This is a genomic window from Cellulomonas sp. ACRRI (genome assembly GCF_022346185.1).
GTDB lineage: Bacteria > Actinomycetota > Actinomycetes > Actinomycetales > Cellulomonadaceae > Cellulomonas.
This window is the reverse complement of sequence record NZ_JAKRMS010000002.1, coordinates 70,067-94,313: the sequence shown is the minus strand read 5'-3', so window position 1 is coordinate 94,313 and position 24,247 is coordinate 70,067. Positions and strand designations below refer to the sequence as shown.

The 24,247-nt window shown below is 76.0% G+C and carries 25 protein-coding genes and 1 riboswitch; of the genes, 4 read left to right on the top strand and 21 right to left on the bottom strand.

Features of this window, described 5'->3' with window-relative positions:
- Positions 1 to 26: 26 nt before the first annotated feature.
- The 3 genes from MHY85_RS01230 to MHY85_RS01220 form a co-directional block, all read right to left on the bottom strand.
- The gene (locus MHY85_RS01230; RefSeq protein ID WP_239192214.1) at positions 27 to 614 is read right to left on the bottom strand and encodes a potassium channel family protein; all 588 of its coding nucleotides are present in this window, start codon (positions 612 to 614) and stop codon (positions 27 to 29) included.
- A gap of 57 nt (positions 615 to 671) precedes the next feature.
- Positions 672 to 1,079, bottom strand: coding sequence for an ATP-binding protein (locus MHY85_RS01225; RefSeq protein WP_239192212.1), 408 nt, complete (start codon positions 1,077 to 1,079; stop codon positions 672 to 674).
- Between the two features lie 96 nt (positions 1,080 to 1,175).
- On the bottom strand, positions 1,176 to 2,477 hold the full coding sequence (locus tag MHY85_RS01220) for a hemolysin family protein (protein WP_239192210.1): 1,302 nt from the start codon (positions 2,475 to 2,477) through the stop codon (positions 1,176 to 1,178).
- Positions 2,478 to 2,807: 330 nt separating this feature from the next.
- On the opposite strand from MHY85_RS01220, the gene MHY85_RS01215 reads away from it, so the two are divergent.
- A complete protein-coding gene (locus MHY85_RS01215; protein WP_239192208.1) occupies positions 2,808 to 4,715 on the top strand; it encodes a penicillin-binding transpeptidase domain-containing protein in 1,908 nt (635 codons plus the stop codon).
- 171 nt (positions 4,716 to 4,886) lie between these two features.
- Positions 4,887 to 4,962: riboswitch (cyclic di-GMP riboswitch) on the top strand.
- Positions 4,963 to 4,975: 13 nt separating this feature from the next.
- Positions 4,976 to 5,146: a hypothetical protein gene (locus tag MHY85_RS01210; RefSeq protein WP_239192206.1), complete on the top strand. Its 171-nt coding sequence runs from the start codon at positions 4,976 to 4,978 to the stop codon at positions 5,144 to 5,146.
- A 15-nt stretch (positions 5,147 to 5,161) separates the two neighbouring features.
- Here MHY85_RS01210 and MHY85_RS01205 read toward each other — a convergent pair whose 3' ends face one another.
- Complete coding sequence (locus MHY85_RS01205) at positions 5,162 to 7,720, bottom strand: flippase-like domain-containing protein (RefSeq protein WP_239192204.1); 2,559 nt, start codon at positions 7,718 to 7,720, stop codon at positions 5,162 to 5,164.
- A 190-nt stretch (positions 7,721 to 7,910) separates the two neighbouring features.
- Here MHY85_RS01205 and MHY85_RS01200 point away from each other — a divergent pair, with 190 nt between their 5' ends.
- Entirely contained in the window at positions 7,911 to 8,513 is a 603-nt protein-coding gene (locus tag MHY85_RS01200) for an HdeD family acid-resistance protein (RefSeq protein WP_239192202.1), read from the top strand.
- A gap of 12 nt (positions 8,514 to 8,525) precedes the next feature.
- On the opposite strand, the gene MHY85_RS01195 is transcribed toward MHY85_RS01200, so the two are convergent.
- From MHY85_RS01195 to MHY85_RS01145, 11 genes are all read right to left on the bottom strand, one after another.
- Entirely contained in the window at positions 8,526 to 9,332 is an 807-nt protein-coding gene (locus tag MHY85_RS01195) for a CPBP family intramembrane glutamic endopeptidase (protein ID WP_239192199.1), read from the bottom strand.
- 108 nt (positions 9,333 to 9,440) lie between these two features.
- A complete protein-coding gene (locus MHY85_RS01190) occupies positions 9,441 to 10,196 on the bottom strand; it encodes a copper homeostasis protein CutC (RefSeq protein WP_239192196.1) in 756 nt (251 codons plus the stop codon).
- A 103-nt stretch (positions 10,197 to 10,299) separates the two neighbouring features.
- On the bottom strand, positions 10,300 to 12,831 hold the full coding sequence (locus MHY85_RS01185) for a heavy metal translocating P-type ATPase (RefSeq protein ID WP_239192320.1): 2,532 nt from the start codon (positions 12,829 to 12,831) through the stop codon (positions 10,300 to 10,302).
- A gap of 71 nt (positions 12,832 to 12,902) precedes the next feature.
- Entirely contained in the window at positions 12,903 to 13,136 is a 234-nt protein-coding gene (locus tag MHY85_RS01180) for a heavy-metal-associated domain-containing protein (protein WP_308191290.1), read from the bottom strand.
- Positions 13,137 to 13,162: 26 nt separating this feature from the next.
- Positions 13,163 to 13,444 carry a metal-sensitive transcriptional regulator gene (locus MHY85_RS01175; protein WP_147794991.1) on the bottom strand — a complete coding sequence of 94 codons (282 nt, stop codon included), beginning with the start codon at positions 13,442 to 13,444 and terminating at the stop codon, positions 13,163 to 13,165.
- Positions 13,445 to 13,730: 286 nt separating this feature from the next.
- Positions 13,731 to 14,870 (bottom strand): type 2 isopentenyl-diphosphate Delta-isomerase, encoded by a 1,140-nt coding sequence (fni, locus tag MHY85_RS01170; RefSeq protein WP_239192177.1) that lies wholly within the window; start codon positions 14,868 to 14,870, stop codon positions 13,731 to 13,733.
- Complete coding sequence (locus MHY85_RS01165) at positions 14,867 to 16,018, bottom strand: phosphomevalonate kinase (protein ID WP_239192174.1); 1,152 nt, start codon at positions 16,016 to 16,018, stop codon at positions 14,867 to 14,869. Before MHY85_RS01165 ends, fni begins: the two co-directional genes overlap by 4 nt.
- Positions 16,015 to 17,010, bottom strand: a complete 996-nt coding sequence (gene mvaD / locus MHY85_RS01160) for a diphosphomevalonate decarboxylase (protein WP_239192171.1) — start codon at positions 17,008 to 17,010, stop codon at positions 16,015 to 16,017. Before mvaD ends, MHY85_RS01165 begins: the two co-directional genes overlap by 4 nt.
- Positions 17,007 to 18,029: a mevalonate kinase gene (gene mvk / locus MHY85_RS01155; RefSeq protein ID WP_239192168.1), complete on the bottom strand. Its 1,023-nt coding sequence runs from the start codon at positions 18,027 to 18,029 to the stop codon at positions 17,007 to 17,009. The genes mvaD and mvk overlap by 4 nt, the downstream gene beginning before the upstream one ends.
- Positions 18,026 to 19,378, bottom strand: a complete 1,353-nt coding sequence (locus tag MHY85_RS01150) for a tripartite tricarboxylate transporter permease (RefSeq protein ID WP_239192166.1) — start codon at positions 19,376 to 19,378, stop codon at positions 18,026 to 18,028. Before MHY85_RS01150 ends, mvk begins: the two co-directional genes overlap by 4 nt.
- Positions 19,379 to 19,447: 69 nt before the next feature.
- Positions 19,448 to 19,708, bottom strand: a complete 261-nt coding sequence (locus MHY85_RS01145; protein WP_239192164.1) for a hypothetical protein — start codon at positions 19,706 to 19,708, stop codon at positions 19,448 to 19,450.
- Positions 19,709 to 19,935: 227 nt separating this feature from the next.
- Here MHY85_RS01145 and MHY85_RS01140 point away from each other — a divergent pair, with 227 nt between their 5' ends.
- Positions 19,936 to 20,829, top strand: coding sequence for an SDR family oxidoreductase (locus tag MHY85_RS01140; RefSeq protein WP_239192162.1), 894 nt, complete (start codon positions 19,936 to 19,938; stop codon positions 20,827 to 20,829).
- An 82-nt stretch (positions 20,830 to 20,911) separates the two neighbouring features.
- Here MHY85_RS01140 and MHY85_RS01135 read toward each other — a convergent pair whose 3' ends face one another.
- From MHY85_RS01135 to MHY85_RS01110, 6 genes are all read right to left on the bottom strand, one after another.
- Complete coding sequence (locus tag MHY85_RS01135; protein ID WP_374232586.1) at positions 20,912 to 21,688, bottom strand: uracil-DNA glycosylase; 777 nt, start codon at positions 21,686 to 21,688, stop codon at positions 20,912 to 20,914.
- Positions 21,685 to 22,074 carry a type II toxin-antitoxin system VapC family toxin gene (locus tag MHY85_RS01130; protein WP_239192161.1) on the bottom strand — a complete coding sequence of 130 codons (390 nt, stop codon included), beginning with the start codon at positions 22,072 to 22,074 and terminating at the stop codon, positions 21,685 to 21,687. Before MHY85_RS01130 ends, MHY85_RS01135 begins: the two co-directional genes overlap by 4 nt.
- Before the next feature lie 2 nt (positions 22,075 to 22,076).
- Complete coding sequence (locus MHY85_RS01125; RefSeq protein WP_239192160.1) at positions 22,077 to 22,355, bottom strand: type II toxin-antitoxin system Phd/YefM family antitoxin; 279 nt, start codon at positions 22,353 to 22,355, stop codon at positions 22,077 to 22,079.
- Positions 22,356 to 22,398: 43 nt separating this feature from the next.
- Positions 22,399 to 23,019, bottom strand: coding sequence for an L-threonylcarbamoyladenylate synthase (locus MHY85_RS01120; protein ID WP_239192159.1), 621 nt, complete (start codon positions 23,017 to 23,019; stop codon positions 22,399 to 22,401).
- A 47-nt stretch (positions 23,020 to 23,066) separates the two neighbouring features.
- Positions 23,067 to 23,666: a bifunctional 2-polyprenyl-6-hydroxyphenol methylase/3-demethylubiquinol 3-O-methyltransferase UbiG gene (locus tag MHY85_RS01115; RefSeq protein WP_239192158.1), complete on the bottom strand. Its 600-nt coding sequence runs from the start codon at positions 23,664 to 23,666 to the stop codon at positions 23,067 to 23,069.
- Positions 23,667 to 23,751: 85 nt separating this feature from the next.
- Positions 23,752 to 24,216, bottom strand: coding sequence for a DoxX family membrane protein (locus MHY85_RS01110; RefSeq protein WP_239192156.1), 465 nt, complete (start codon positions 24,214 to 24,216; stop codon positions 23,752 to 23,754).
- Positions 24,217 to 24,247 lie beyond the last annotated feature (31 nt).

Below are 24,247 nucleotides of genomic sequence, written 5' to 3'. Positions count from 1 at the left end.
CGCCCCCGCCGGTCCGGCCGGGGCGCTCAGGCCCGCGGGTCGGGCGACCCGGGCGCGGGGCTGTCGTCGTCGGCGTCGCGCCCGTCCTGCGCCCGCCGCACCGCGGCCAGGAACTCGCGCCCCACCAGCGCCGCGAACGCGAACCCGCACACCATCTGCAGCGTCACCACGATCCGGGCAGGCCCGGTGACCGGCGTGATGTCGCCGAACCCCACCGTGGCGAGCACCGTCATCGTGAAGTAGAGCGCGTCCAGGCGGTCGACCGGCTCGGTGAACGCGCCGGGCGCCGCGTCGGACAGCGACGCGTACCCGGCGGCGAACAGCACCACGAACAGCACCGTCGCCGTCACGAACGCCTCGATCGCGCGCAGCACGGGGTACGGCGAGCCGACGACGCTGCGCACCTGCCAGCCGAGCAGCAGGACGAGCAGCACCAGCCCCGACAGGAGCAGCACGAGGGTCGCGGGCGTCGGCCGGTCGAGCGGGCGGCCGAGGTACAGGACGACCAGCAGCGCCGAGCTGCCGACCGTGCGCAGGACGGTGCGCAACCGCGCCCGGGCCGGCGGGTGCGTCGCGCGCGGTGGTCCGCCGGGCGGTTCCGGGTGCGCCTCCATGCCGCCATCGTGGCGGCGCACCGCGGCGCGCGGCATCGCCCGCAGCGGGCGGTCTCGTCAGGCGGTCAGCCCGTGCTCGCCCGTGCGGGTCTCGAACCACACCGTCTTGCCCCGCCCCGGGTGCAGGTCGATCCCCCAGGCCGTGGCGAGCGCGTCCACCAGCCGCATGCCGTGGCCGCCGAGCCGGCGCGCGTTCCCGGGCTTGACCAGGGGCAGCGTCGGGTCCGGGTCGGTGACCTCGACCCGCACGCAGCCGTCGTGGCAGTCCGCGGTGAGGGCGATGTGCCGGTGCGCGCGCGTGTGCACGACCGCGTTGGTCAGGATCTCGCTGGTCAGCAGCTCGACCGTGCGGGCCTCCTCCGTGGTGGCGTGGGCCTCCGCGGCCTCCCGCGCGGCCCACCGCCGGCCGGTCGCGACGGAGCTCGGCTCCGGGTCGAGGACGAGGCGGTGCGGTCGGTGTCCCACGCTCGCTCCCTCCCGCCCCGGCCCGGTCCGCGCCGGCTGGGGTCCAGGGTGGGGCAGGGCGCCCGCGCGCGCATCCCGAGCGCCGGCGCCCGTGCGTCAGGCCGGGTCCGCCGGCTCCTGCGGGGGCGGCACGACCCGCACGCGCGCGATGCGCCGGCCGTCGACCGCCGTCACCTCGACCCGGCGTCCGTCGACCTCCACCGCGTCGCCGACGGCGCCGAGCCGCCCGAGCTGCGCGATCACGAACCCCGCGACGGTCTCGTACGGCCCGTCGGCCAGCGGGATCCCGGTGAGCTCGGTGAACTCCTCGATGGTGATGCCCGCGTCGTAGGAGCCCGGCGCGCTCTCGCGGGCCTCCGCGCCGGAGGACCCGGGCATGTCGTACTCGTCGCGGATGTCCCCGACCAGCTCCTCGACCAGGTCCTCGAGCGTGACGATGCCGTCGGTGCCGCCGTACTCGTCCACGACGACCGCGATGTGCACGCCCTCGCGCCGCATGGACGACAGCGACGGCAACAGCTTGTTGGTCCCCGGCAGCACGACGATCTCCCGCATGACGTCCCGGACCCGGACCCCCGTGCGGTCGGGCGCGTCGAGCAGCTCCCGGATGTGCAGGAAGCCCAGCACGTCGTCGAAGTCCTCGCCGATGACGGGGTACCGCGACCACGGCTGGTCCCGCACCCGGTGCAGCGCGTCGGCGAGCGTCAGGTCGGCCTCGAGGAAGTGCACCTCGGGTCGCGGGCGCATGACCTCGGCCACCGAGCGGTCGGTGGCGGCGAACACGTCGCCGAGGATGCGCCGCTCGTCCTCGGGCAGGCCCTGGTGCGCGATGACCAGGTCGCGGAGCTCGGCCTCGGACATCTCCTCGCTGGTGGCGTGCGGGTCCCCGCCGAACAGCCGGACGAGCAGGTTGGTCGACGCCGACAGCAGCCAGATCACCGGGCGCATCAGCGTGGCGAACCGGTCGAGCGGCGGCGCGACCGCCACCGCGACCCGGGCCGACTGCTGCAGGGCGATGCGTTTGGGCACGAGCTCGCCCAGCACCAGCGACAGGTACGCGATCACGAGCGTCAGGGCGACCAGCGCGATCGTGCTCGCCAGGCCCGGGGACGCCCCGAGCGCCTCGATGACGGGCGCGAAGTCGGGCGCGATGGTGGAGGCGCCGTACGCGGCGGAGAAGAACCCGGCGACGGTGACGCCGATCTGCACGGCGGCGAGGAACCGGTTCGGGTCCCGGGCCACGGAGGCGACCCGGGCGCCGCGGGCGCTCTGCCGCTCCAGGCGGTTGATCTGGCTCTCCCGGAGCGAGACGAGCGCGATCTCGGTGCCGGCGAACACCCCGCCGATCAGGATGAAGAGCAGGACGAGGCCGATGTTGCCCCAGGTCTCGGCGTCCATCAGCGGCGAGCCCCCGCGCGGTCCGCGCGGCGGGTGCGGCCTGCGCGCGAGGTGGTGCGGGCTCGCCGCACGGGACTGCAGGGCTGGTCAGGAGGCGACATCGCACCATTCCAGGGGCGGCGCCGGCGATCGTCAACCGCAGGCGGACCCCGGCTCCCGCGCGCACAGGACGCGCACAGCACGTCCGCGGAGTCCGTGCCCGGAACCGCCCGTCCCGGGGGCCGCCGATCCCTAGGCTGACCGTGCCGGCGGCGCGTGGCCCCGGGAGGCAGCGGGGACGACGGGGTGAGGCGTGTGAGGGCGGTTCGGGTCGCAGCGGGTCGGGGCGTCGTGCGCCGGGGGGTGGCGGCCGGTGCGGTGCTCGCCCTCGTCGCCGTGCTGGGCGCGTGCTCCGGGGGGACCGACGACCGGCAGCGGGCCGCGGACGCGCTCGCGGAGGCGATCGCGTCCGGCGACTTCGCGGACGTCCCGCTGGACGGCGCCACCGCGGCCGAGGCGGGCGAGGCGCGCACCGCGGCCTACGCGGGCCTGGACCCCTGGCAGCCCGAGGTGGTCGCCGGCGACGTCGTGGCCGCGACGGACGACGACGCGGCCGCGTCCGTCGAGCTCACCTTCACCTGGGACGTCGGCGGCGGCGGGACCGCCTGGACCTACGCCACGCACGCGAACCTCGCGAAGGTGGACGACCAGTGGCGGGCCCGCTGGTCGCCGATGCTGCTCGCGCCCGACCTGGCGGCCGGCGAGACCCTGCAGGTGCACCGGGTGCAGGCGGAGCGGGCGGACGTGCTGGGCGCCGGGGACGCGGTGCTCGTGGAGTCCCGGCCCGTGTTCCGGATCGGCATCGACAAGACCCGCGTCCCGGCGGCGGACGCGGACGCCGCGGCGCGGCAGCTCGCGACGATGCTCGGGCTCGACCCCGAGGCCTACGCGGCGCAGGTCGCCGCGGCGGGGGAGAAGGCGTTCGTCGAGGCGATCGTCGTCCGGGCGGACGACCCGGCCTACGACCGCGGGGCCTTGTCGGTGGTCCCCGGGGTCAACATGCTCGAGACGGCGCTGCCGCTGGCGCCCACCCGCGCGTTCGCCCGCCCCGTGCTGGGCACCGTCGGGCAGGCGACGGCCGAGATCGTCGAGGAGTCCGGCGGCGCGGTGGTCGCGGGCGACCTCGCGGGCCTGAGCGGACTGCAGGCGCAGTTCGACGAGCAGCTGCGCGGCGAGCCCGGCCTGACGGTCGTGGCGAGCGCCGGCGCGCAGGAGCGGGAGCTGTTCCACACCGAACCCGTGGTCGGGGAGCCCCTGCGCACGACGCTCGACCCGCGGGTGCAGCAGGCCGCGGAGGACCTCGTCGCCACGGTCGCGGGCAGCGCCAGCGCGATCGTCGCGATCCGCCCGTCCACCGGCGACGTGCTCGCCGCGGCGAGCGGCCCGGGTGGCGGCGGCATGTCGACCGCCACCCTGGGCCTGTACGCGCCCGGGTCGACGTTCAAGGTCGCGACCTCGCTCGCGCTGCTGCGCGCCGGGCTGACCCCGGACAGCACCGTGACGTGCCCGCCGACCGCGACCGTCGACGGCCGGTCGTTCCAGAACTACCCGGGGTACCCGTCCGACGCGCTCGGCGACATCACGCTGCGGACGGCGGTGGCCGAGTCGTGCAACACCGCGTTCCTCACGGCGGCGGGCACCGCCCCGCAGGAGGCGCTGGCGGCCGCGGCGGCGTCGCTCGGCCTGGTCCCGGACGCCGACCTCGGGTTCGCCGCCACCCTCGGCGAGGTCCCGGCGGAGGCGACCGGCGGCACCGACCACGCCGCGTCGATGATCGGCCAGGCGCGGGTCCAGGCGACCCCGCTCGGCATGGCGACGGTCGCGGCGTCTGTGGCCGCGGGCGCGCGGGTCACGCCGCGCCTGCTGCTCGGGGGAGCCGGTGAGACGGCGACCGCGGCGCCCGCGCCCGCGCAGCCGCTGACCGCCGAGGAGTCGGCGGCCCTGCGGTCGATGATGCGGGCCGTCGTCACCGAGGGCGGCGGCGACTTCCTGCAGGACGTGCCGGGCCCCGAGGTGATCGCGAAGTCCGGCACCGCCCAGTACGGGTCCGGGGACGACCTGCAGAACCACGCGTGGATGATCGCGGCGCAGGGTGACCTGGCGGTGGCGGTGTTCGTCGAGACCGGCGACTTCGGGTCGACGACCTCGGGACCGCTGCTGGAGTCGTTCCTGCGCGCCGTGGCGGTCCCCGCGGCCTGAGAGACGGGCTGACCTGCGCATTCACCGGAATGCACGCGTCGGCGCGGCGGGGACGCGCCCTCCGAGTGTTTTGTCCGCTTTGGCCCGAGTGGGTGAAATGCGCGTTCTGGGCTGGCGCGTGCCGTCCGCCCCCTTCCGCTCGTCCGGGTGGCGGGCCTACAGTCGCCGTGTCAGCGACAAGGGCAAACCCTCCGCGAGGAGGGGACGCAAAGCCACGGGACCCCCGCAGGTCAGCCGGGCTGCCGAACGAAGGATCTGCCATGGAACAGCGCGGCTTCTACGAGCCGGCCGAGCAGCGAGGCTCCGACCTCCGCTCCGACGTGACCGGGCGCGCGGCGACGCGCCTGTCCTCCTGGTCCCGCATCGCGGCGACCCTCGCCGCGCACGCGGACCTCGTGCCCGCGCAGCGCGAGTGCACGTCCGCCTCCTGACGCCCGGGCCCGGCGTCAGAGCTCGCCGACGCGCTGCATGTAGCGCATGGCGGCCCAGCCGACCGGGATCCGCAGCCAGTAGGTGAGCACGCGGAACAGCACCGCGACCGAGGTCGCGACGCCCGGGTTCACGCCGACCACCGTCAGCGCGCCCGCCAGGGCGATCTCGGTGGTACCGATGCCCCCGGGGGTCGGGGCGATGGACCCCGCCGTGTTGCCTGCCAGGTAGACGATCGCCACCTGCACCAGCGACAGGTGCTGGCCGAACGCCAGCAGGCACACCTCGAACGCGAGGATGTAGCCGAACGTCGTGATGAGGTTGCCCGCGAGCCCGACCCCGAGCCGGAACGGCTGGCCGACGACCTCGATGAGGCGCGGCCAGGTCTGCTGCAGCGTCGGCAACGTCTTGGCGGCCACCCACTGCCGCACCTTCGGCACCAGCAGCGCGGCGCCGACCACGGCCGCGAGCACGCCGATGACGACGACGACCGTGGGCGACACGGTGAACCGCTCCAGCTGGTTCGTGCCCGACGCCACCGACAGCACCAGCAGCATCGGCAGCGTCACGACGAAGTGCGACACCTGGACGAGGGCGACCGTCGCCGTCGCGAGCGACGCCGAGGTGCCCCGCCGGGTCAGCAGCCGGAGGTTGATCGCGGCGGGCCCGATGCCCGCCGGCGCGGCCAGGGCCACGAACGTCGACGCCGACTGCGCCACCGACGCCCGCCACAGCGACAGCTTCACCGGGGAGAACGCCACCAGGGACAGCGCCGCCCCGAACAGCGTCGCCATGCCGAGCAGGAACGCCAGGACGCTCAGCCGCCAGTCCGTGGTCGCCAGCGCGTCGAGGATGGTCTGCAGGTTGATCGACGTCAGGAGGATGATGACGGCGGCCGTGGTCAGGAGGATGGTCAGCACGGCGCGCGCGCCGAACCGGACGAGCTGCACGGGTTCGACGTCGGCCTCCGGCAGCCGGGCCACCAGCGCGGACCGCAGCTCGGCCAGCACCTCCTTGTGCGCGCGCAGCTCCTCGCGGGTGCGGCGCGGGAGGGTGATGGTCTGCAACAGCGGGCCGATCGCGGCGATGTCGCCCTCGGGGAGCACCGCCACGGCCGACTCCAGGGCGCGGGCCGGGCCGACGCGGAGCGCGAGCAGCGCGACCATCTGGGTCCGGTCCATGCGCTGCGCCAGCTCGGACGAGGCGACGTCGCCCTGGTCCCACCCCACGAGCCACACCGTCGGGTCGTCGGGTCCGTCGGCGACCAGGATCACGTCGCTGGTCAGCGCGCGGTGGGCGAGGCCGGCCTCGTGGGCGGTGCCCAGCTGCCCCCAGATCGCGCGCAGCACGTCGTCGGTGATCGCCTCGGGCTCGAGCTCCGCGAGCGAGGTGGCGGCCGGCACCGGGTCCTGGACCAGGAGCATCGAGGAGTCGGCCTCGGCGATGCCGCGCAGCGCGGGCGTGCGGACCCCGGCGGCGGAGGCGGTGTACGAGAGCAGGGCGGCGCGCTCCGCGGCCTGGCGCAGCGACACGACGGACCGGCCGTCCAGCCCGCGCAGCCGCAGGGACCGCCACAGCCGGCTGAGGAAGCCGATCACCTGCCGGTCGCCGTCGAGCACGAGCACGTCGAGCTCCTGGCCGTCCTCGGTGACCATCCCGTAGGCGCGGTGGTCGGCGTACCGGACCGCGGCCCTCGCACCGGCGCTGGCCTGCACGGCGGCACCCGGCGTCCCGTCCGGGCCGGGGGGCTGCGCGTCGTCGGACGGGTCCTCGTCCTCGTCGGGGACCCGCACCAGGACCCGTGGCTGCCAGCCCGCGCGGCGCACGCCCGCGACCAGGCTCGCCCCGTAGGCCCGGTCGGACCGCACGCCCGACACGTACCGGACGGCGAGCCCCGCGGCGCGCCCGATGAGCAGAGCGATCGCGACGCCCGGCAGGGACGCCCCCGCCGTGATCACCATGACGCCCACCGCGACCCACACGAGGTTCCACGACCAGGACACGGTGCGCCGGCGGGTGCGCGGGCCGGTCGCGGTCAGCAGGCCGGCGATCAGGGCGATGTACTCGGGGATCGACAGCGTGAGCACGCCGTTCAGCCGGACGGACAGCCCGGCGACCAGCTGGTCCGACCCCAGGTGCTCGATCAGCCACGCCACGCCCGCCGACGCGAGGACGGCGACGATCGCGGCGATCGAGGCCTCGATCATCTGCCGGCCGAGCCGGCGCACCGCCAGCTCCGCGAGGACGGCGACGGGCACGAGGTAGGTGACGACGGTCTCGAGCAGCGCGACCGGCACCACGAGGATCTGGCGGAGCAGCGAGGCGAACCCCTGCACGTCCTCCGCGACGCCCGACGTGGTGTTGTGCGCGTAGGTCGCCAGCGCCATGACGGCGACCGCGCCGACCAGGCTGAGCACGACGCCGAGCAGGTCGCTCGGGTGGTGCACCCGCACCGCGGGGGTGTCCAGCACCTGGGGCCGGCCGAGCCCGTCGCGCGGGGGCCGGCTGCGCTCGCCCGCGGCGGGCTCGTCGGGTCGGCCGGGCGCCGCGGGCGCGCTGGTCGAGGCGTCGGGCATGGTGGCGAGTCTAGGCAGCGACGCTCCCCCCAGGGGGCTCCTGCACGCCCTACGCACCGATTCCGTCCCGGAGGATGACGGCGTCCGGGCGGCGTCTCCGTCGCGAGGATGACCCCCGGGGGCTAGCGTGACCGGCGGGGACGCCGCCGGCCGGTCGGCGGGCCGCCCCACGGAGCACCCGGAGGTACGCGTGGCTCAGGACGTGCAGGGCAGGGTCGCGGCGGTGCTGCGGTCGGTCTGGTGGCTGCCGGTGCTCCGCGGCGTGCTGATGATCGTGCTGGGCCTGCTGCTGCTGGTCGAGCCGCTGGGGACGCTCGTCGCGCTCGTGTGGGTGTTCGGCGTGTTCGCGGTCGTCGACGGCGCCGTGGTGCTGCTGCAGGCGCTGCTCGCGCGCGGCCGGCCCGGGTTCGGCTGGCTCATCGCCGAGGGCCTGGTCAGCATCGGGTTCGGCGCGCTCATCATGCTGTGGCCGGACGTGACCGCGCTGGCGCTGTTCTACCTGCTGGCGCTGTGGGTGCTGGTGCTCGGCGTCACCGCCGTGATCGTCGCCGTCGCGCAGTACCGGGCGCGGGACCTGGCGTGGTCCGGGACGCTCGTCTTCGGGCTGATCTCGTTCCTGTTCGGGCTGCTGCTGGCGATCAAGCCCCAGGGCACGGTCGACGTCATCCTCACCGTGTACGGGCTGTTCGCGTTCGTGGCGGGCGTGGTGATGCTCGTGTCGGGGTTCGCGACCCGCTCGCTCAGCCGCCAGCTCGCGGCGGACGGGCGCGCCGCGCGGTCGAGCGCGGCCTGAGGTGCGCCGGCGTCAGCGGATGCCGAGCGCCTCGCGCCACGCCACCGGCAGCAGGGCGTAGCCGACGAACGCCACGACGTCGAGCACGGTGTGCGCGACGACGAGCGGCATGGTCCGCCGTCGGCGCCGGTAGTACTCGGCGAACACCAGGCCCATGACGACGTTGCCCAGGAACGGGCCGATGCCCTGGTACAGGTGGTACGAGCCGCGCAGGACCGCCGAGGTGACCAGGATCGCCGGGGTCCGCCACCGCAGCTCCCGCAGCCGCTCCATCAGGTAGCCCACGACGATCACCTCCTCCAGCAGCGCGTTCTGCAGCGCCGAGAGGATCAGCACCGGGACCGCCCACCACGTGGCGTCCAGCGCGGACGCCTGCACCTCGACGGTGATCCCCACCGCGCGCCCGACGACGTACAGCGCGAGGCCGGGCAGCCCGATGAGCGCGGCGAGCCCGAACCCGACACCCAGGTCGCGGCCGGGGCGGGAGCCGTCCAGGCCGATCCGGCGGGTGGCGCTGCGCCCGTTCGCCGAGAGCAGGTACAGGGCGAGCGCGACCGGGACCAGCGCGAACCCGATCGACAGCAGCTGGTACGTCAGGTCCAGGTAGGGCCGGGGGGACCGGCTGGCGTTCAGCGTGGCGCTCTGCGACGCCAGCGGGGTGCCCGCGGTGAGGCGCGCGGCGATGGTGACCAGCGCGTACACGGCGGACTGGCCGAGGGACAGGCCGAGGACGATCCAGACCTCGGCCGTGAGGCGGCGGCGCCGGGCGCGCTCCGAGACGGGCGGGGCGCCGGGGGCGCTCGGGTCGAGGGCGGTCACGTCCTGCAGCGTAGGGCGCGCGTCTGGGCGTCGCCTGGACCCCGGCTGTGCCGGCCGATCCCGCGCGTGCCCGCCGCGCGCCCGGCGGGTCGCGCCTCGCCCCAGCCGTCAGGCGCGCGCGAGCGCCGCGGCCGCCTGGGCCACGACGTCGGGGTCCGTGACCGTCCAGCCGCCGCCGGAGCCGCCGCCGCCCGGGCCGCCGTCCCCGTCGACCGCGCGGCTCGCGGACAGGTGCACGGCGTCCACGCCGGCCGCGATGAGCGCGCCGATGTCGACCGGCCGCACGCCGCCGCCGGCCATCACCTGGACGGCGCCGGCGGTGTGCTCGACCATCGCGGCGAGCCGGCGCACGCCGTCGATGCTGCGGGCCTCGCCGCCCGAGGACAGCACGCGGGTGACCCCGGCGCCGGCCAGCGCGTCCAGGACCGCGAGCGGGTCCGCCACGGAGTCGACGGCCCGGTGGAACGTCACCTCGCGGCCGTCCGCGGCGCGGACCAGGGCGGCCAGCGCGCGGTCGTCGACCCGTCCGCCCGCGGTGAGCGGCCCGACCACCACGCCGTCGACGCCCAGGCCGACGGCGGCGCGCACCTCGCGGACCTGCACGTCGAGCTCGTCCGCGTCGTAGACGAACGACCCCGGCCGCGGGCGCACCAGGACGTGCACCCCGGGGGCCGCGTCCCCGGCCGCGGACCGCGCGTCGCGCTCGGCCACGAGGGCGGCGAGCAGGCCGGCGCCGGGGGTCAGCCCGCCCGTCGCGGCGAGCGCGGCGCACACCTCGGTGCGCGCCGCACCGGCGTCGGCCGCCACGCGGTAGCCCGCCAGGTCCTGGACGGCGATCTCGAGGACGGGACGGGACGCGGGCACGGCTCCTCCAAGGGGCGGGGGGTCGGTGCTGACCGTAGCGCCTCGGCGCGCCACGCCCCGGGACGTCCGTGCGGACGCCCCGGGGCGTGGGTGGGTGGACGCGTCAGGCGAACCGGCGCAGGCGGAGCGAGTTCGCCACCACCAGCACCGAGGAGAACGCCATCGCCGCGCCCGCGATCATCGGGTTGAGCAGGCCGAGCGCCGCCAGCGGGATGGCCGCGACGTTGTAGGCGAACGCCCAGAACAGGTTCTGCTTGATGACCCGCAGCGTGCGGCGTGCCAGCCGCACCGCCTGCGGCGCCGAGCGGAGGTCGCCGCGGACGAGCGTCACGTCGGCCGCCTCGATCGCGACGTCCGTGCCGGTGCCCATCGCGAGCCCGAGGTCCGCGGTGGCGAGCGCCGCGGCGTCGTTCACGCCGTCGCCGACCATCGCGACCCGCCGGCCCTCGCCCTGCAGCCGCCGGACGACGTCCACCTTGTCGGCGGGCAGCACCTCGGCCACCACGTCGGCCTCGGCGATCCCGACGGCCCGGGCCACCGCCCGGGCGGCGCCCGCGTTGTCGCCGGTCAGCAGGACCGGACGCAGGCCGAGGGCCCGCAGGTCCGCCACCGCGCTCCGCGAGCCGTCCTTGACCGGGTCGCGCAGCACGAGCACGCCGCGCGCGGCGCCGTCCCAGGCGACCAGCACGGCGGTGGCCCCGTCGGCCTCGGCGGCGGCGAACCGCGCCCCGAGGTCGGCGTCGGCGGGCACGCCCTGCTCGGCGAGCCACGCGGGCCGGCCCACGAGCACCCGCCGGCACAGCCCGACGCCGGCGTGCGCCGCGCGGACCACGCCGCTGACGCCCCGCCCGGCCTCGGCCCGGAACTCGTGCACCTGGTCCGTGCCGATCCCGACGCCGTCCCCGCCGGTGCCCGCCGCCTCCGGGGCGAGCCCGGCCGCGGCCTCGGCGACCGCGCGGGCGATCGGGTGCTCCGCCAGCGCCTCGACGGCACCGGCGAACCGGAGCACCTCGCGCTGGGCGTCGGTGCGGGCCGGACCCGCGCCGTCCGCGGCGTCCTCGGCCGCGCCCGCGCCGGGGTCCCCGGCGTCCGGCCCGTCCCCGGCCGCCAGCACCCCGACGAGCGCCATGCGCCCCTCGGTGACCGTGCCGGTCTTGTCGAGCACGACGGTGTCGACGGTGCGGGTCTGCTCGAGGATCTCCGGGCCCTTGATGAGCACGCCGAGCTGGGCGCCGCGCCCGGTCCCGACCAGCAGGGCCGTGGGCGTGGCGAGCCCGAGGGCGCAGGGGCAGGCGATGATCAGCACCGCGACCGCGGCGGTGAACGCCGCCTGCGCGGAGGCGCCCGACAGCAGCCAGACCGCCAGGGTGCCGGCCGCCAGCACGAGCACGACCGGGACGAACACGGCCGAGATCCGGTCGGCGAGCCGCTGCACCGGCGCCTTGCCGGTCTGCGCGGCCGCCACGAGCCGGCCGATCTGCGCCAGCCGGGTGTCCTCGCCGACGCGGGTCGCGCGGACGACCAGGTGACCGCCGGTGTTGATCGTGGCCCCGGTGACCTCGTCGCCCGGCCCGACGTCGACGGGCACCGGCTCGCCGGTGAGCAGGCTGGTGTCGACGGCGCTGGTGCCGGAGACGACGACGCCGTCCGTGGCGACCTTCTCGCCCGGGCGCACCGCGAACTCGTCGCCCACCCCGAGGCGGGCCACCGGGACGCGCTGCTCGGTGCGCCGGCCGTCCGGGCCGGTCACGAGGAGCGCGACGTCCTTCGCGCCGAGGTCCAGCAGGGACCGCAGCGCGTCCCCGGCCCGGCGGCGCGAGCGGTGCTCGGCGTACCGGCCGGCGAGCAGGAACGTCGTGACGACGGCGGCGACCTCGAAGTACAGCTCGGGCATGTGCGTGCCCATGCCGTCGTCCGCCGCGGGCCACAGCGTCGGCGTCATCGTCATGCCGAGCGTGCCCGCGCCGCCGAGCAGCAGCGCCCACAGCGACCAGCCGGTCGCCGCGACGATGCCGATCGACACCAGGGTGTCCATCGTCGAGGCCCCGTGCCGGGCCGCGCGGACCGCCGCGCGGTGGAACGGCCACGCCGCCCAGGTGGCGACCGGGAGCGCGAGGACGGCGACGAGCCACTGCCAGCCGCGGAACTGCCACGCGGGCACCATCGACAGCAGCAGGACGGGGACGGTCAGGACGGCGGCGACCCGCAGCCGGCGGCGCAGGTCGGTGCCGCGCGCGTCGGTCGGGGCCGAGGTGTCCTCGTCGGGGTCCATGTCGTGGCCGGGGGCCATGCTGTGGCCGGACAGCGCGTGCTCGGTCGGGTCCATGCCGGCCATGTCGTGGCCGGCGTGCTGCGGCGCGTGGTGCTGCGGCGCGGCGGGGGCGTCGGCCGCCACCGCCGTGGCGGGTCCGTCGGCGGTGGCGGGCGCGGCGAGGTCGCGCCGGCCGGTGACCGTCGCGTCGTACCCGGCGGCGCGCACCGCGGCGACCAGCGCGTCCACGTCCGGCGTGCTGCCGTCCTCGGTCGGCGCCACCTCGACGTGCGCGCTCTCGAGCGCGAGGTTCACCGTCGCCCGGGCGCCGGGCACGCGGTTGAGCCGCTTCTCGACGCGCGCGACGCACGACGCGCAGGTCATGCCCTCGACGGCCAGGTCGACGGTCCCGACCGGCGCCACGGGCAGGTCGGCGGTGCGCGGGTCGTCGGCTGTCACAGCAGCGACTTCCGCGGCGTGACGGCGTAGCCGGCCTCGTCGACGGCGGCGGCGATCGCCTCGTCGGCGAGCGGCGCGTCCGAGGTGACGGTGACGGGCGACGACCCGCCGGCGACCAGGTCGACCCGCACGTCGGTGACCCCCGGCAGGGCGGTGAGCTCCTCGGTGACGTGGCGGACGCAGTTGCCGCAGGTCATGCCGTCGACGGAGAACGTGGTGGTCTGGCTCACGGTGGTGTTCCTCTCGGGTGCGGGGTTCAGGAGCGGACGAGGCGGGCGATGGCCTCCGAGGCCTCGCGCACCTTCTCGGCGCCGGCCTCCTCGGACTGCCGGGCGGCGTCGACGACGCAGTGGCCCAGGTGGTCCTCGACCAGGCCGATGCTCACGGCCTGCAGCGCCTTGGTCACGGCGGCGACCTGGGTCAGGACGTCGATGCAGTAGACGTCCTCGTCGACCATGCGCGCGATCCCGCGCACCTGCCCCTCGATGCGCTTGAGGCGCTTGAGGTAGTCGTCCTTGTCGCCGCTGTAGCCGTGCACGTCGCGCTCCCTTCCGTGCGGTGCGCGAGCGCGCCCCGTCACAGCCCCCAACGCTATACCCCCTGGGGGTATTCCTCGAGGACGGAGGTCCCGCCACCTCGCGCCCTCGCCGCGAGCCGTCGACCCGTCGGGACGGCACCCCTCATGCGGCCACGTGACGCGGTGGACGCACGCTCGGGTTACCGCCGGTGCCGCCGGGCCACGCGGTGCACGCGCGCCCAGCACGGACGTCCGCGCCGCCCGATCACGCCGCGGACGGACCCGCGGGACCGCGGGCCGTCCGCCGTCAGAGGCCGCTGCGGCGGGCGTACGCGCGGGCGTCGACGCCGCGCAGGTCGCAGAACTCGCGCACCGGGCCCGTGAGCAGCAGGTCGGTCCGGCGCAGGTCGGCGACGGTGCGCGCGCCGAGCAGCGTCATGATGTCCCCGACCTGGGTCAGCCAGGTCTCGATGCGGGCGACGAGGGCCGCCTCGCCGTCGGTCAGCAGGGTGCGCAGGAAGCCGCCGGCGACGCCGACGGCCGTGGCGCCGAGCGCGAGCGCGCGCACGACGTCGAGGGGGTGCCGGACGCCGCCGGACGCCAGGAGGTCCACGCCCTCGACCGACGACGCGTCCAGCAGGCCCTCGACCGCCGACTGCCCCCACGCCGCGAGGTAGTCCATGCCGCCGTCGGTGCGCCGGGCGGACTCGATGGCGGTGAAGTCGGTGCCGCCGCGCCCGGAGACGTCGACGGCCGCGACGCCGAGGTCACGCAGGCGCTCGACGGTGCCGCGGCTCATGCCGGCGCCGACCTCCTTGACGACGACGGGGACGTCCACGCCGTCGACGATCGCGGCGATGTTCTCGGCCCAGCGCGTGAAGTCGCGGTCGCCCTCGGGCATGACGATCTCCTGCGCCGGGTTCACGTGCACCTGCAGGCCGTCGGCCCCCAGGATCTCCACCGAGCGCCGGGCCTGGGCGGGCGTGAGGTTGGCGTTGACGTTCGCCAGCACGAAGCCGTCGGGGTTGAGGTCGCGCAGCACCCGGAACGACGGGATCGCGGCGGGCTCGCGGTGCAGGATGCCTGTCGAGCCGGAGGCGATCGGGACCCCCGTCTCCCGGGCGGCGATCGCCAGGGCCCGGTTGATCGTCCCGGTGTGCGCGGTGCCCCCGGTCATGCCGTTGATGTACAGCGGCACCGGCCAGTCGAGCACCCGGCCGGCGGTGCGCAGCGACACCTGCGCGCGGTCGCCGGCCCGGAGCGGGTGGTTCATCGGGCGGACGTGGTCGAAGTCGCTCGGCCCCGGCTCCGCGTGCTGGGCGACGGCCAGGCGCACGTGGTCGTCCTTGCGGCGCGCGTCCTGCTCGGCGGGCGTCGCCCCGGCGGCGGCCGCGGGGTCGGCGGTCGGCTGGTCCTGGCCGGACAGGTGGGCGTCGTCGGGGGTCACGGGGTGTCCTCGGCGTCGCACGGCTGCTGGACCCGCAGGGACAGGTGCCGCACGTCGGACAGCGCCCAGTCCCGGAGCATCGGCTCGAGGTCCGTGTCGGCGTCCACCAGCACGATGCCGCAGTCGCCGCCCCCCGCGCCCGAGGACTTGGCCGCCGCGCCGACGCCCTCGGCGGTCTCGCACAGCGTGCGCAGCGCGGGGGTCTCGATGTCGACGCCGGCGGCGCGCGCGAGCGAGGTGAGCAGGCCGCGCGCGCGGTGGATCTGCGCCTTCGCCGCCGGGGCGTCGTCGCGCTCGATGGCGTCCGCCAGCGCGTCCACGCACTCCCGGGAGGCGGCGAGGAAGTCGGGGTAGTGCGCCTCGGCCGCGCCCTTGCGGGACTGCATCCGCTCGACCAGGCGGGTGGTCGACGCCGGGACTCCGGTCCACCCGACCACCAGCCGCATGGTCCGCGGGGTCGGCAGCCGGCGCACGGACAGGCCGGGCCAGTCGGCGTCGAGGAGGGCCGACAGCGGCCGCAGGGCGCCCGAGGCCTCGGCGGCGGCCTGCGCCGTCCGCAGCCAGTCGCGGTCGAGCGCCGCGTACCGGATCCACCCGCCGTACAGGCTCGCGGCGACGTCGCCGCCCGAGCCCATCGGGTTCACCGCGACGGTGGCGAGGAGCGCCAGGCGCAGCAGCCGCTCGGTGGGCAGGTCGAGGTCGTAGAACCGGTCCAGCGCCCGCACGGTCGCCGCGGTGACGGCGGCCGACGAGCCGAGCCCGAACTTCCGGCCCGACTGGTCGTCGAGCTCGGAGGTGATCGTGATGTCGTAGAAGCCGAGCGACCGGCCCTGCTCCGCGGCGAACCGCTCCACCACGTCGATCGCGGCGAGCACGTAGTCGAACGGGCGGCTGTCGTGGTCGAGCACCACGCGGCCGCCGTCGCGCCGCCACACCACCGGGAGCCGGCCGTACTGGTCGGACGCGATGGAGCCGGCGCCCTCGGCGCGCGCGAGGCGCACGGTGACGTGCCGGTCGACGGCGACGAGCACCGCGGGGTACCCGGCCTCGACCACGGCGTACTCGCCGGCGACGAACAGCTTGCCGGGGGCGCTGACCTCGATCGGGGCCTCGGCGGGCACGGAGGTCCCGGCGGCGGGCGCGGTCACGCGGCACCCCCCGCGGCGACCCGCAGGTCCGGGCCGGGGCGTGCGGTCACGACGCGGCGGGTGCCGCCCTCGGACAGGGCCGCGGCGACGGCGGGCAGGTCGCGGCCCGCGCACAGCACCTTGACGTTCGGGCCGGCGTCGATGGTCGCCCAGCACGGCAGGCCGTCGGCGCGCAGCGCCTGCACCTGGTCCAGCACCCCGACGGTGTGCGCGGTCCAGTACCGGACCGGCGGTCGCGCGCCGAGCATCGTCGCGTGCATCCGCAGGGCGTTGGACTCCGCCAGAGCGCCGAGCGTAGGCAGGTCGCCGGCGGCGACGGCGTCCAGCATCAGCGCCACGTCGGCCTCGGTGGCCTGCGTCCACGCCGGGAAGTACGGGGAGGTCTCGACGGTGCGGCGCATCGCCTCGCGGGACGAGATCGCCTTGGGGCCGGCGTCCAGCACGACGACGGCCATCGCCGGGTCGAGCGCGCCGCCGGCCTCGCCACCAGGCACCGGCTCGGCGAACGACGTGGCGTCGTCGGTGCCCGCGTGCCAGACCACCAGGCCGCCGAACACCGAGCGCGCCGCCGAGCCGGACCCGCGGCGCGCGAGGCGGGACAGCGCGCGGGGGTCGAGGTCGAGCCCGTAGGCGGCCGCCGCGGCACCGGCGAGCGCGGCGAACCCGCTCGCCGACGAGGCCAGGCCCGCGCCGGTCGGCACGGTCGACACCGAGGTGACCGCGGCGTGCACGGACGACCCGGCGAGCGAGCGCACCAGGTCGAGGAACCGCCGGACCCGGGTCACCTCGCCCTCGGACATCGGCCGGCCGTCCAGCGTGCCGGCGTCCTCGGCGGCCCCCGGGTCGAGGGTCACCGTGGTCGTGGCGTGGAACGCGTCGAGCGTCAGCGACAGGCTGGAGGTCGCGGGGAGCGCCAGGGCCTCGTCGCGCTTGCCCCAGTACTTGGCGAGGGCGATGTTCGCGTGCGCGACGGCGGTCGCGGAGTTCGTCATCCGAGGGACACCTGGGCGGAGGGAGCGGCGGGACGCCGCGCGTCGGTCCGGTGCAGCCAGGTGCGCGCCGCGCCTGCGCGGCGCAGGGCAGCGGCGATCGTACCAGCGGACGCCGCGTCGGCCGCGAGCGCCAGCATGCATCCGCCCTGGCCACCGCCGGTGAGCTTGGCGCCGAGGGCGCCGGCCGCGAGGGCCGCGCCGACCAGGCGGTCCAGCTCGGGGGAGGAGACGCCGAGCTCCGCGAGGGCGCCGTGCGCGCGGGTCATCCGGGCGCCGAGCTCCGCGGGGCGGTCGAGGGCCAGGTCGTCGACGACGTCGCGGGTGATGGCGCCGAGCTCCGCGATCAGCTCCGCCCCGCGGGCCGGGTGCCGGTCCCGGAACGACCGCACGTCGGCGACCGCGACCCGGGTCCGCCCGTGCACGCCCGTGTCGGCGACGACGAGGTGCGCGCGGAGCGCGAGGTCGAGCGGCCGGATCTCGCCGGCCTGGAACCACACCGGCTCCGTGGAGGCGGTGGTGCGGGCGTCCAGGCCGCTGGGGTTGCCGTGCGCCACCCGCTCGCCGACCTGGACCAGGTCGAAGTGCTCCTGCGCGGTCAGGGTTCGCCCGGCGAGGTCGGCCAGCGCCAGCGCGAGCGCGCCGGCGGTGGCGGCGCTGGACCCGAGGCCGCGCGCGGCGGGGATCGTGGACTCGGTGGACAGCACGATGTCGCGGTGCGGCAGGCCGAGGTGGTCGAGCGTCGCCTCCACGGCGGCGACCGGCGCGGCGAGCTGCTCGGGGGCGTCGGACAGCGCGCCCGAGTACAGGACGGACTCGAGTGCCAGCGGGCCCTCCTCGCGCCGGGCGACGGCCCGCATCGGCAGGCTGGCGAGCGGCAGCGCGATCGCGGGCTCGCCGTACACGACGGCGTGCTCCCCGACCAGGATCGCCTTCGCGCGGGTGTGACCCGTCCCGGTGGCGCGCGGGGCGCCCGGGCCGGTGCTGCGCGGGTTCGAGCTGGAGATGGTCCGACTCCTCACATCAGGTGCGCCACGAACCACGGGGCCGCGTACAGCGACATGAACTGCACCCCGAAGTTGACGCCCAACCGGTTCAGCGTGCCGCAGGTCAGCCCGACCAGCAGCACGGCGAAGACGTTGACGAGCCCTGCGTCCAGGTAGGCGAGGAGCAGGACGAACACGACGAACAGCGCCAGCACCGCCTCGTGCGGCACGTGGCGGGTGACCAGCGCGGTGAGCCGGAACGAGTACCGGACCGCCAGCACGTAGGACAGCACCAGGGCGAGGGCCCCGCCGACCACGACCGCGACCACGAACTGCGACGTCGACAGCATGTGGTGCAGGTTGTCGTCGAGCGTCAGCACCGGCGGCGCGTTGAACAGCGCGTTCGCGGGGCCGACGGCGACCGGGGACAGCGGCAGCCCCACCGCCAGCAGCGGGATGATCACGCCCGCCAGGTACGTCGAGTGCGCCAGCGCGGCCATCGAGGTGATCGCCCGGGACGACCGCTCGACGGGCTGCTGGGCGCGGGCCCCGGACGCCTCGCCCATGAGCAGCGTCAGCGCGACCGGGCTCAGGAAGAACAGCGGCGTGGACGCGGCGGAGACCGTGGCCGAGGCGCCGAGCTCGGCGCGGGTCAGCAGGCGGCGCGGGCTGAGCGACGCGCCCGCCAGCTCCGAGCGCGTGATGACGACCGGCGTGCGGCCCGCCCGGGGGAGCGCGCCGCGCAGCGTCGGGTTGAGCAGCGTCGCCAGGCTGAGCAGCAGCGGGCCGGCGGTGATCGACAGGAAGAACGACACCGTGATCGTGCCGTCCTCGGGCAGCACGCCGGTCTGCCGGTACAGCGCCTGCACGCCCTGGAACAGCAGACCGAGCGGGATGATCGCCAGCAGCGAGAGCAGCTTGTTCTTCCCGATCAGCGCCAGGACCACGGCTCCGCCGACGAACAGCAGCGACCCGTACTCCCGGAGCTGGTCCGCGAACGGGGTGATGGCGCGCGCGATGAGCAGGGCCAGCGGCACCGAGATCAGCGTGCCGACCACCGAGCCGGCCGCCATCTTCCGGATCGTCTCCGCCGCCCGGCCCTCCCGCTTGAGCAGCAGCGCGTGGTCGATCATCGGGGCGGACAGCACGCCGCCGGGCAGGCCGACCAGCGCCGTGGGGATGGAGTTGGTCAGGTTGAGCGTGACCACGGCGGCGATGAAGAACGCCAGCACCACCTGCGGGTCGGCGCCCGCGAGCACGAGGGCGAGCGTCACGGGCAGCAGCACCGACGTCTCGTCGGTGCCCGGGATGAACCCGATCAGCGTGTACAGCGCGACGGCCGCGAGCGCGGCGGCGACCATCGGCAGCAGCAGGGAGAGGTCCACAAAGGTCTTTCGGTGCGGGGCGCCCGTCCGGATGGGCGCGTCGTGGCGGCTGGCGCGGAGGAGCCGGCGTCAGGCCGGTGGCGGCCCCGCCTCGGCGTCGTCGTCGGCGACGATCCGTACGTCCCGCTTCGGCGTGACCAGCGCGACCGACGCGCCGAACCCGACCACGGCGCCGCCGAGGCCCCAGAAGAACTCGGACGACCCGAGCGCGCGCCCGATCACGACGGCCGCGACGGTCGCCGCGGCGGTCACCGCGAGCGCGAGGACGAGGTCGCCCATCGACACGCGGTCGCCCCAGATCTCGACGTACTGCTCGTCGGCTTCGCTCACGTTCCTCCTCAGGTCCGGACCGCCACCCTAGGACCTCCCCTGAGGGGAGGCTGTGCGGCGGTCGTGCGCGCGACGTGGACGTCCGGGTCGGAGCGCGGGTGGCCGACGGCCACTGTGGGGGGACGCGGCCCGGCGCGGCAACTCGGGGCGACGCGCCGGGGCGCGACACGCCGACGGTTCACCCGCTCCGGTGGCGCGCGGGCGTGCGGCGCGGACGATGGATGAGCATGAGCGACCAGACGACGCCCCAGGACCCGCAGACCCAGCACCCCGAGCCGGAGCAGCCGGCGCAGAACATCCCGCACCCCGGTCTCACGGACGACATGCAGCAGCAGCCGGACCACGGCGAGGAGTCGTACGTCGGCTCCGGCCGGCTCGAGGGCAAGCGCGCCCTGATCACCGGCGGCGACTCCGGCATCGGCCGCGCCGTCGCCCTGGCGTTCGCCCGCGAGGGCGCGGACGTCGCGATCTCCTACCTCCCGGACGAGGAGGAGGACGCGCAGGAGACGGTGCGGCTGATCGAGGACGCCGGCCGCCGCGCGCTCACGCTGCCGGGCGACATCCGCGACGAGGCGTTCTGCTCCGAGATCGTCGAGCGCACCGTGTCCGAGCTGGGCGGGCTGGACGTGCTCGTCAACAACGCGGCGTTCCAGATGTCCCAGGAGAACGGCCTGCTCGACCTCACGACCGAGCAGCTGGACCGCACGTTCAAGACGAACCTGTACGCGATGTTCTGGATCACCAAGGCCGCGCTCCCGCACCTGCGTCCCGGCTCGAGCGTCATCAACACGACGTCGGTCCAGGCCTACGAGCCCAGCCCGCAGCTCATCGACTACGCGACCACCAAGGCCGGCATCCTCAACTTCACGAAGGCGCTGGCGCAGCAGGTCGCCGAGCAGGGCATCCGGGTCAACGCCGTGGCGCCCGGGCCGATCTGGACCCCGCTGATCCCCGCGACGATGCCGGCGGAGAAGGTGAAGGAGTTCGGCGCGGACACCCCGCTGGGCCGCGCCGGCCAGCCGGCGGAGCTCGCCCCGGCGTACGTGTTCTTCGCGAGCCAGGAGAGCAGCTACATCACCGGCGAGCGCATCGGCGTCACGGGCGGCCGCACGCTGGCCTGACCCCGGTCCGCCGAGGTCGAGCGTCTCCGTCGAGGTCGAGGGTCTCGGACCGGCCGGCGCCGCGGAACCCTCGACCTCGGCGTCAGGCGGCGAGGGCGCGGGCGCGGAGCAGGACCGCGTCGAGCATGTCCTCGGTCAGGCGGCCGGTGAAGGTGTTCTGCTGGCTGACGTGGAAGCAGCCCAGCAGGGTCAGGCGCTCGCCGGTGCCCGGGCGGTCCAGGACGACCTCGGCGCCGTGGCCGAACCGCGGGCGCGGGCGGGGGACCGCCCAGCCCTGCTCGCCGAGCGTGCGGAGCAGCGCGTCCCAGCCGAACGCCCCGAGCACCAGGGCGACCCGCGGGCGCACGATCTCCAGCTCCCGCGCCAGCCACGGCCCGCAGCGGCGCCGCTCCTCGGGCAGCGGCTTGTTGTCCGGCGGTGCGCAGTGCACCGGGGCCGTGATCCGCACGCCCGTGAGCGTGAGCCCGTCGCCGGCGTGCACGGACGTCGGCTGCGACGCCATCCCCACGCGGTGCATGGCGGCGAACAGGAAGTCGCCCGACCGGTCACCCGTGAACATCCGGCCCGTGCGGTTGGCGCCGTGCGCGGCGGGGGCGAGGCCGACGACGAGGACCGCGGCGTCGGGGTCGCCGAAGCCGGGCGCCGGGCGGGCCCAGTACTCCTGGTCGCGGTAGGCGGCGCGCTTCACGGTCGCGACGTGCTCGCGCCAGGCGACGAGCCGCGGGCAGGCGCGGCACTCGACCACGGCGCCGTCGAGCTCGGCGAGGTCGCGCGCGCCGGGCGCGGTCGCGGCGGGGAACCCGGGATCGTCGGGCGGGGCGGGCAGGTCGGGCGGGGCGGGCAGGTCGGGGACAGTCACAGCACCGGGTCCTCGACGTCGAGCCCGAGGTGCGCTGCCACCGCCGCCATCCCCGCGTCGTGCGTCGCGACGACCACGGGGTCGCCGATCACCAGGGCGGTGGCGAGGTGCAGGGCGTCGAGCGTCTTCACGTGCCGCTCGATGGACTCGGCCACGGACGCGACCTCGTCCGACAACGAGATGAGCCCCACGCGGGACAGCAGGGGGCTCGCGCTCGACACGGGCAGCTGCTCGCGACGCAGGACGCGGACGACCTCCGTGCGGAGCAGGCGCGAGGACACGAGCCGACCGGCGTGCGCGTCGATCCACGCCAGGACGTCCGGACGCTCGGGGACCGCCAGCACGGCGCGCAGGGCGACCGACGAGTCGAGGTAGTACGTCGTCATCGTCAGTGGTCGCCGCGCGACTCGTCGAGGAGGTCGTCGAGGCGGCCGCTCGTCAGCGGCGCGCCGGCGCCGTCCGCGGGCCACGGGAGCGCGTCGGTGCTCGGCGGCGTGTACCGGCCCTCGCGCTGCAGCCGGTCCAGGCCGCCGGACGGTGCGGAGTAGCCCGACACGCGCCACCGGGGCCGCCCGCGCTCGGTGACGACGATCTCGACGCCGTCACCGGCGCGCGCCAGGACGGCGGCGGTGTGCTGGTTCAGCTCGCGCTTGGTGACCGTCTCCACGCCCTCAACGTACTACGCGTGTCTGACATTCGGCACGGCACCGTCAGGCGAACCGGTCGGGGTCGCCCGCACCCTCGCGGACCACCTCGGGGTAGCCCTCCGACCAGTCGACGACGGTCGTGGGCTCCGCGGACACCTCGCCGGCCTCGATCACCGCGTCGACCACGTGGTCGAGCTCCTCCTTCACCGTCCAGCCGTCGGTCTGCGGCTCGGTGTCGCCCGGCAGGATGAGCGTCGAGGAGAGCAGCGGCTCGCCGAGCTCGCGCAGGATCGCCTGCACCACGGGGGAGTCGGGGATGCGCACGCCCACGGTCTTCTTCTTGGGGTGCGCGAGCCGCCGCGGCACCTCCTTGGTGGCCGGGAGGATGAACGTGTACGGCCCCGGCGTCGCGGCCTTGATGGCCCGGAACGGCGCGTTGTCCAGCCGCACCAGCTGGCCGAGCTGCGCGAAGTCGGTGCACATCAGGGTGAAGTGGTGCTTGTCGGTCAGGTGCCGGATCGCGCGGATCCGGTCGGCGCCGGTGTGGCTCTCCATCCGGCAGCCGAGCGCGTACCCGGAGTCGGTGGGGTAGGCGATCAGCGCGTCGTCGCGCAGCAGCTGCACGACCTGGCCGATCGACCGGGCCTGGGGGTCGTGCGGGTGGACGTCGAAGAACCGGGCCATGCCGTCGAGGGTGGCACGACGCCCGCGCGCCGACCACCCCGACGTGCTCAGCCGAGGACCGCCACCAGGAAGTCCGCGTCCGGCCCGAACGGCCGCAGGTCCCAGGTCGCGAACCGGTGCTGCACGCCGAACCCCGCCTCCCGGGCGTCGAGGTCGAGCGCGTCGAACGCGTACCCGCGGCCCGCGCCGAACCCGACGACCAGCCGGCCCCCGGGCGCGAGGTGCGCGCGGATCCGGCGCAGCACCTCCGCCTCGGTGCCGGGCGCGACGAACGTCAGCACGTTGCCGGCCATCACCGCGACGTCGAACGGCTCGGCGACGCCCGCGGCGGGCAGGTCGAGCTCGGCGAGGTCGCCGACGTGCCAGTCGCCCGCGGGGTGGTCGGCGCGCGCGGCCTCGACGAGCACCGGGTCGACGTCGACGCCGACGACCGTGTGCCCGCGGCGCGCGAGCCCGCCGCCGACCCGGCCCGGGCCGCAGCCGGCGTCGAGCACGCGGGACCCGCGGGGCACCATCGCGTCGACCATCCGCGCCTCGCCGGCCAGGTCGGCGCCCTCGGCGGCCATCGTGCGGAACCGCTCGACGTACCTGGTGGACCGGTCGGGGTTCTGCTGGCCGATCTGCTCCCAGCGGGTCGGCTGGCGCATGGCGCTCCTTCGGACGGCGGCGGACGCGGGCGGCACCGAGCCTAGGGCCCGCGCCGCCTCCGCCTCCCGGCCGCGCCGACGTCTCTTAGTGGTGGACGGCCTTCCGCGCCTTCGTCGCCGCCTTCACGCCGGCCTTCTTCGCCGACGACGTCAGGGTGTCGATCAGGTACGACGCCGCGGCACCGAGCATGACGACGTCCTTGGCGACGCCCACCCCGTCGGGGTTCGGACGCGGGTCGCCCTCGCCGCGGTGCAGCGCGGGGGTGCGCAGGTACATGCCGACGAGCGCCGCGGAGAACGCGGTGAACCCGGTGGCGACGGCGACGCGCGGCAGCACGGGCACCAGCAGCGCCGCCCCGAGCCCGACCTCGGTGGCGGCCAGCGCCGTCGTGAACGTCTTCGGGTCCACGCCGGACAGGAACGGGTACGCGCCGGCCGCGGTGCCGTGCAGGCCCTTCGCGGTCTCCTCGTCGGCGCCGAGCTTGTCGAGGCCGGAGTTCAGGATGTAGGCGCCGGCGCCCAGGCGCAGCGGCAGGTGACGGAGCTTCACGCGTCCTCCTCGAGGGTGGGGTGTCCACCCG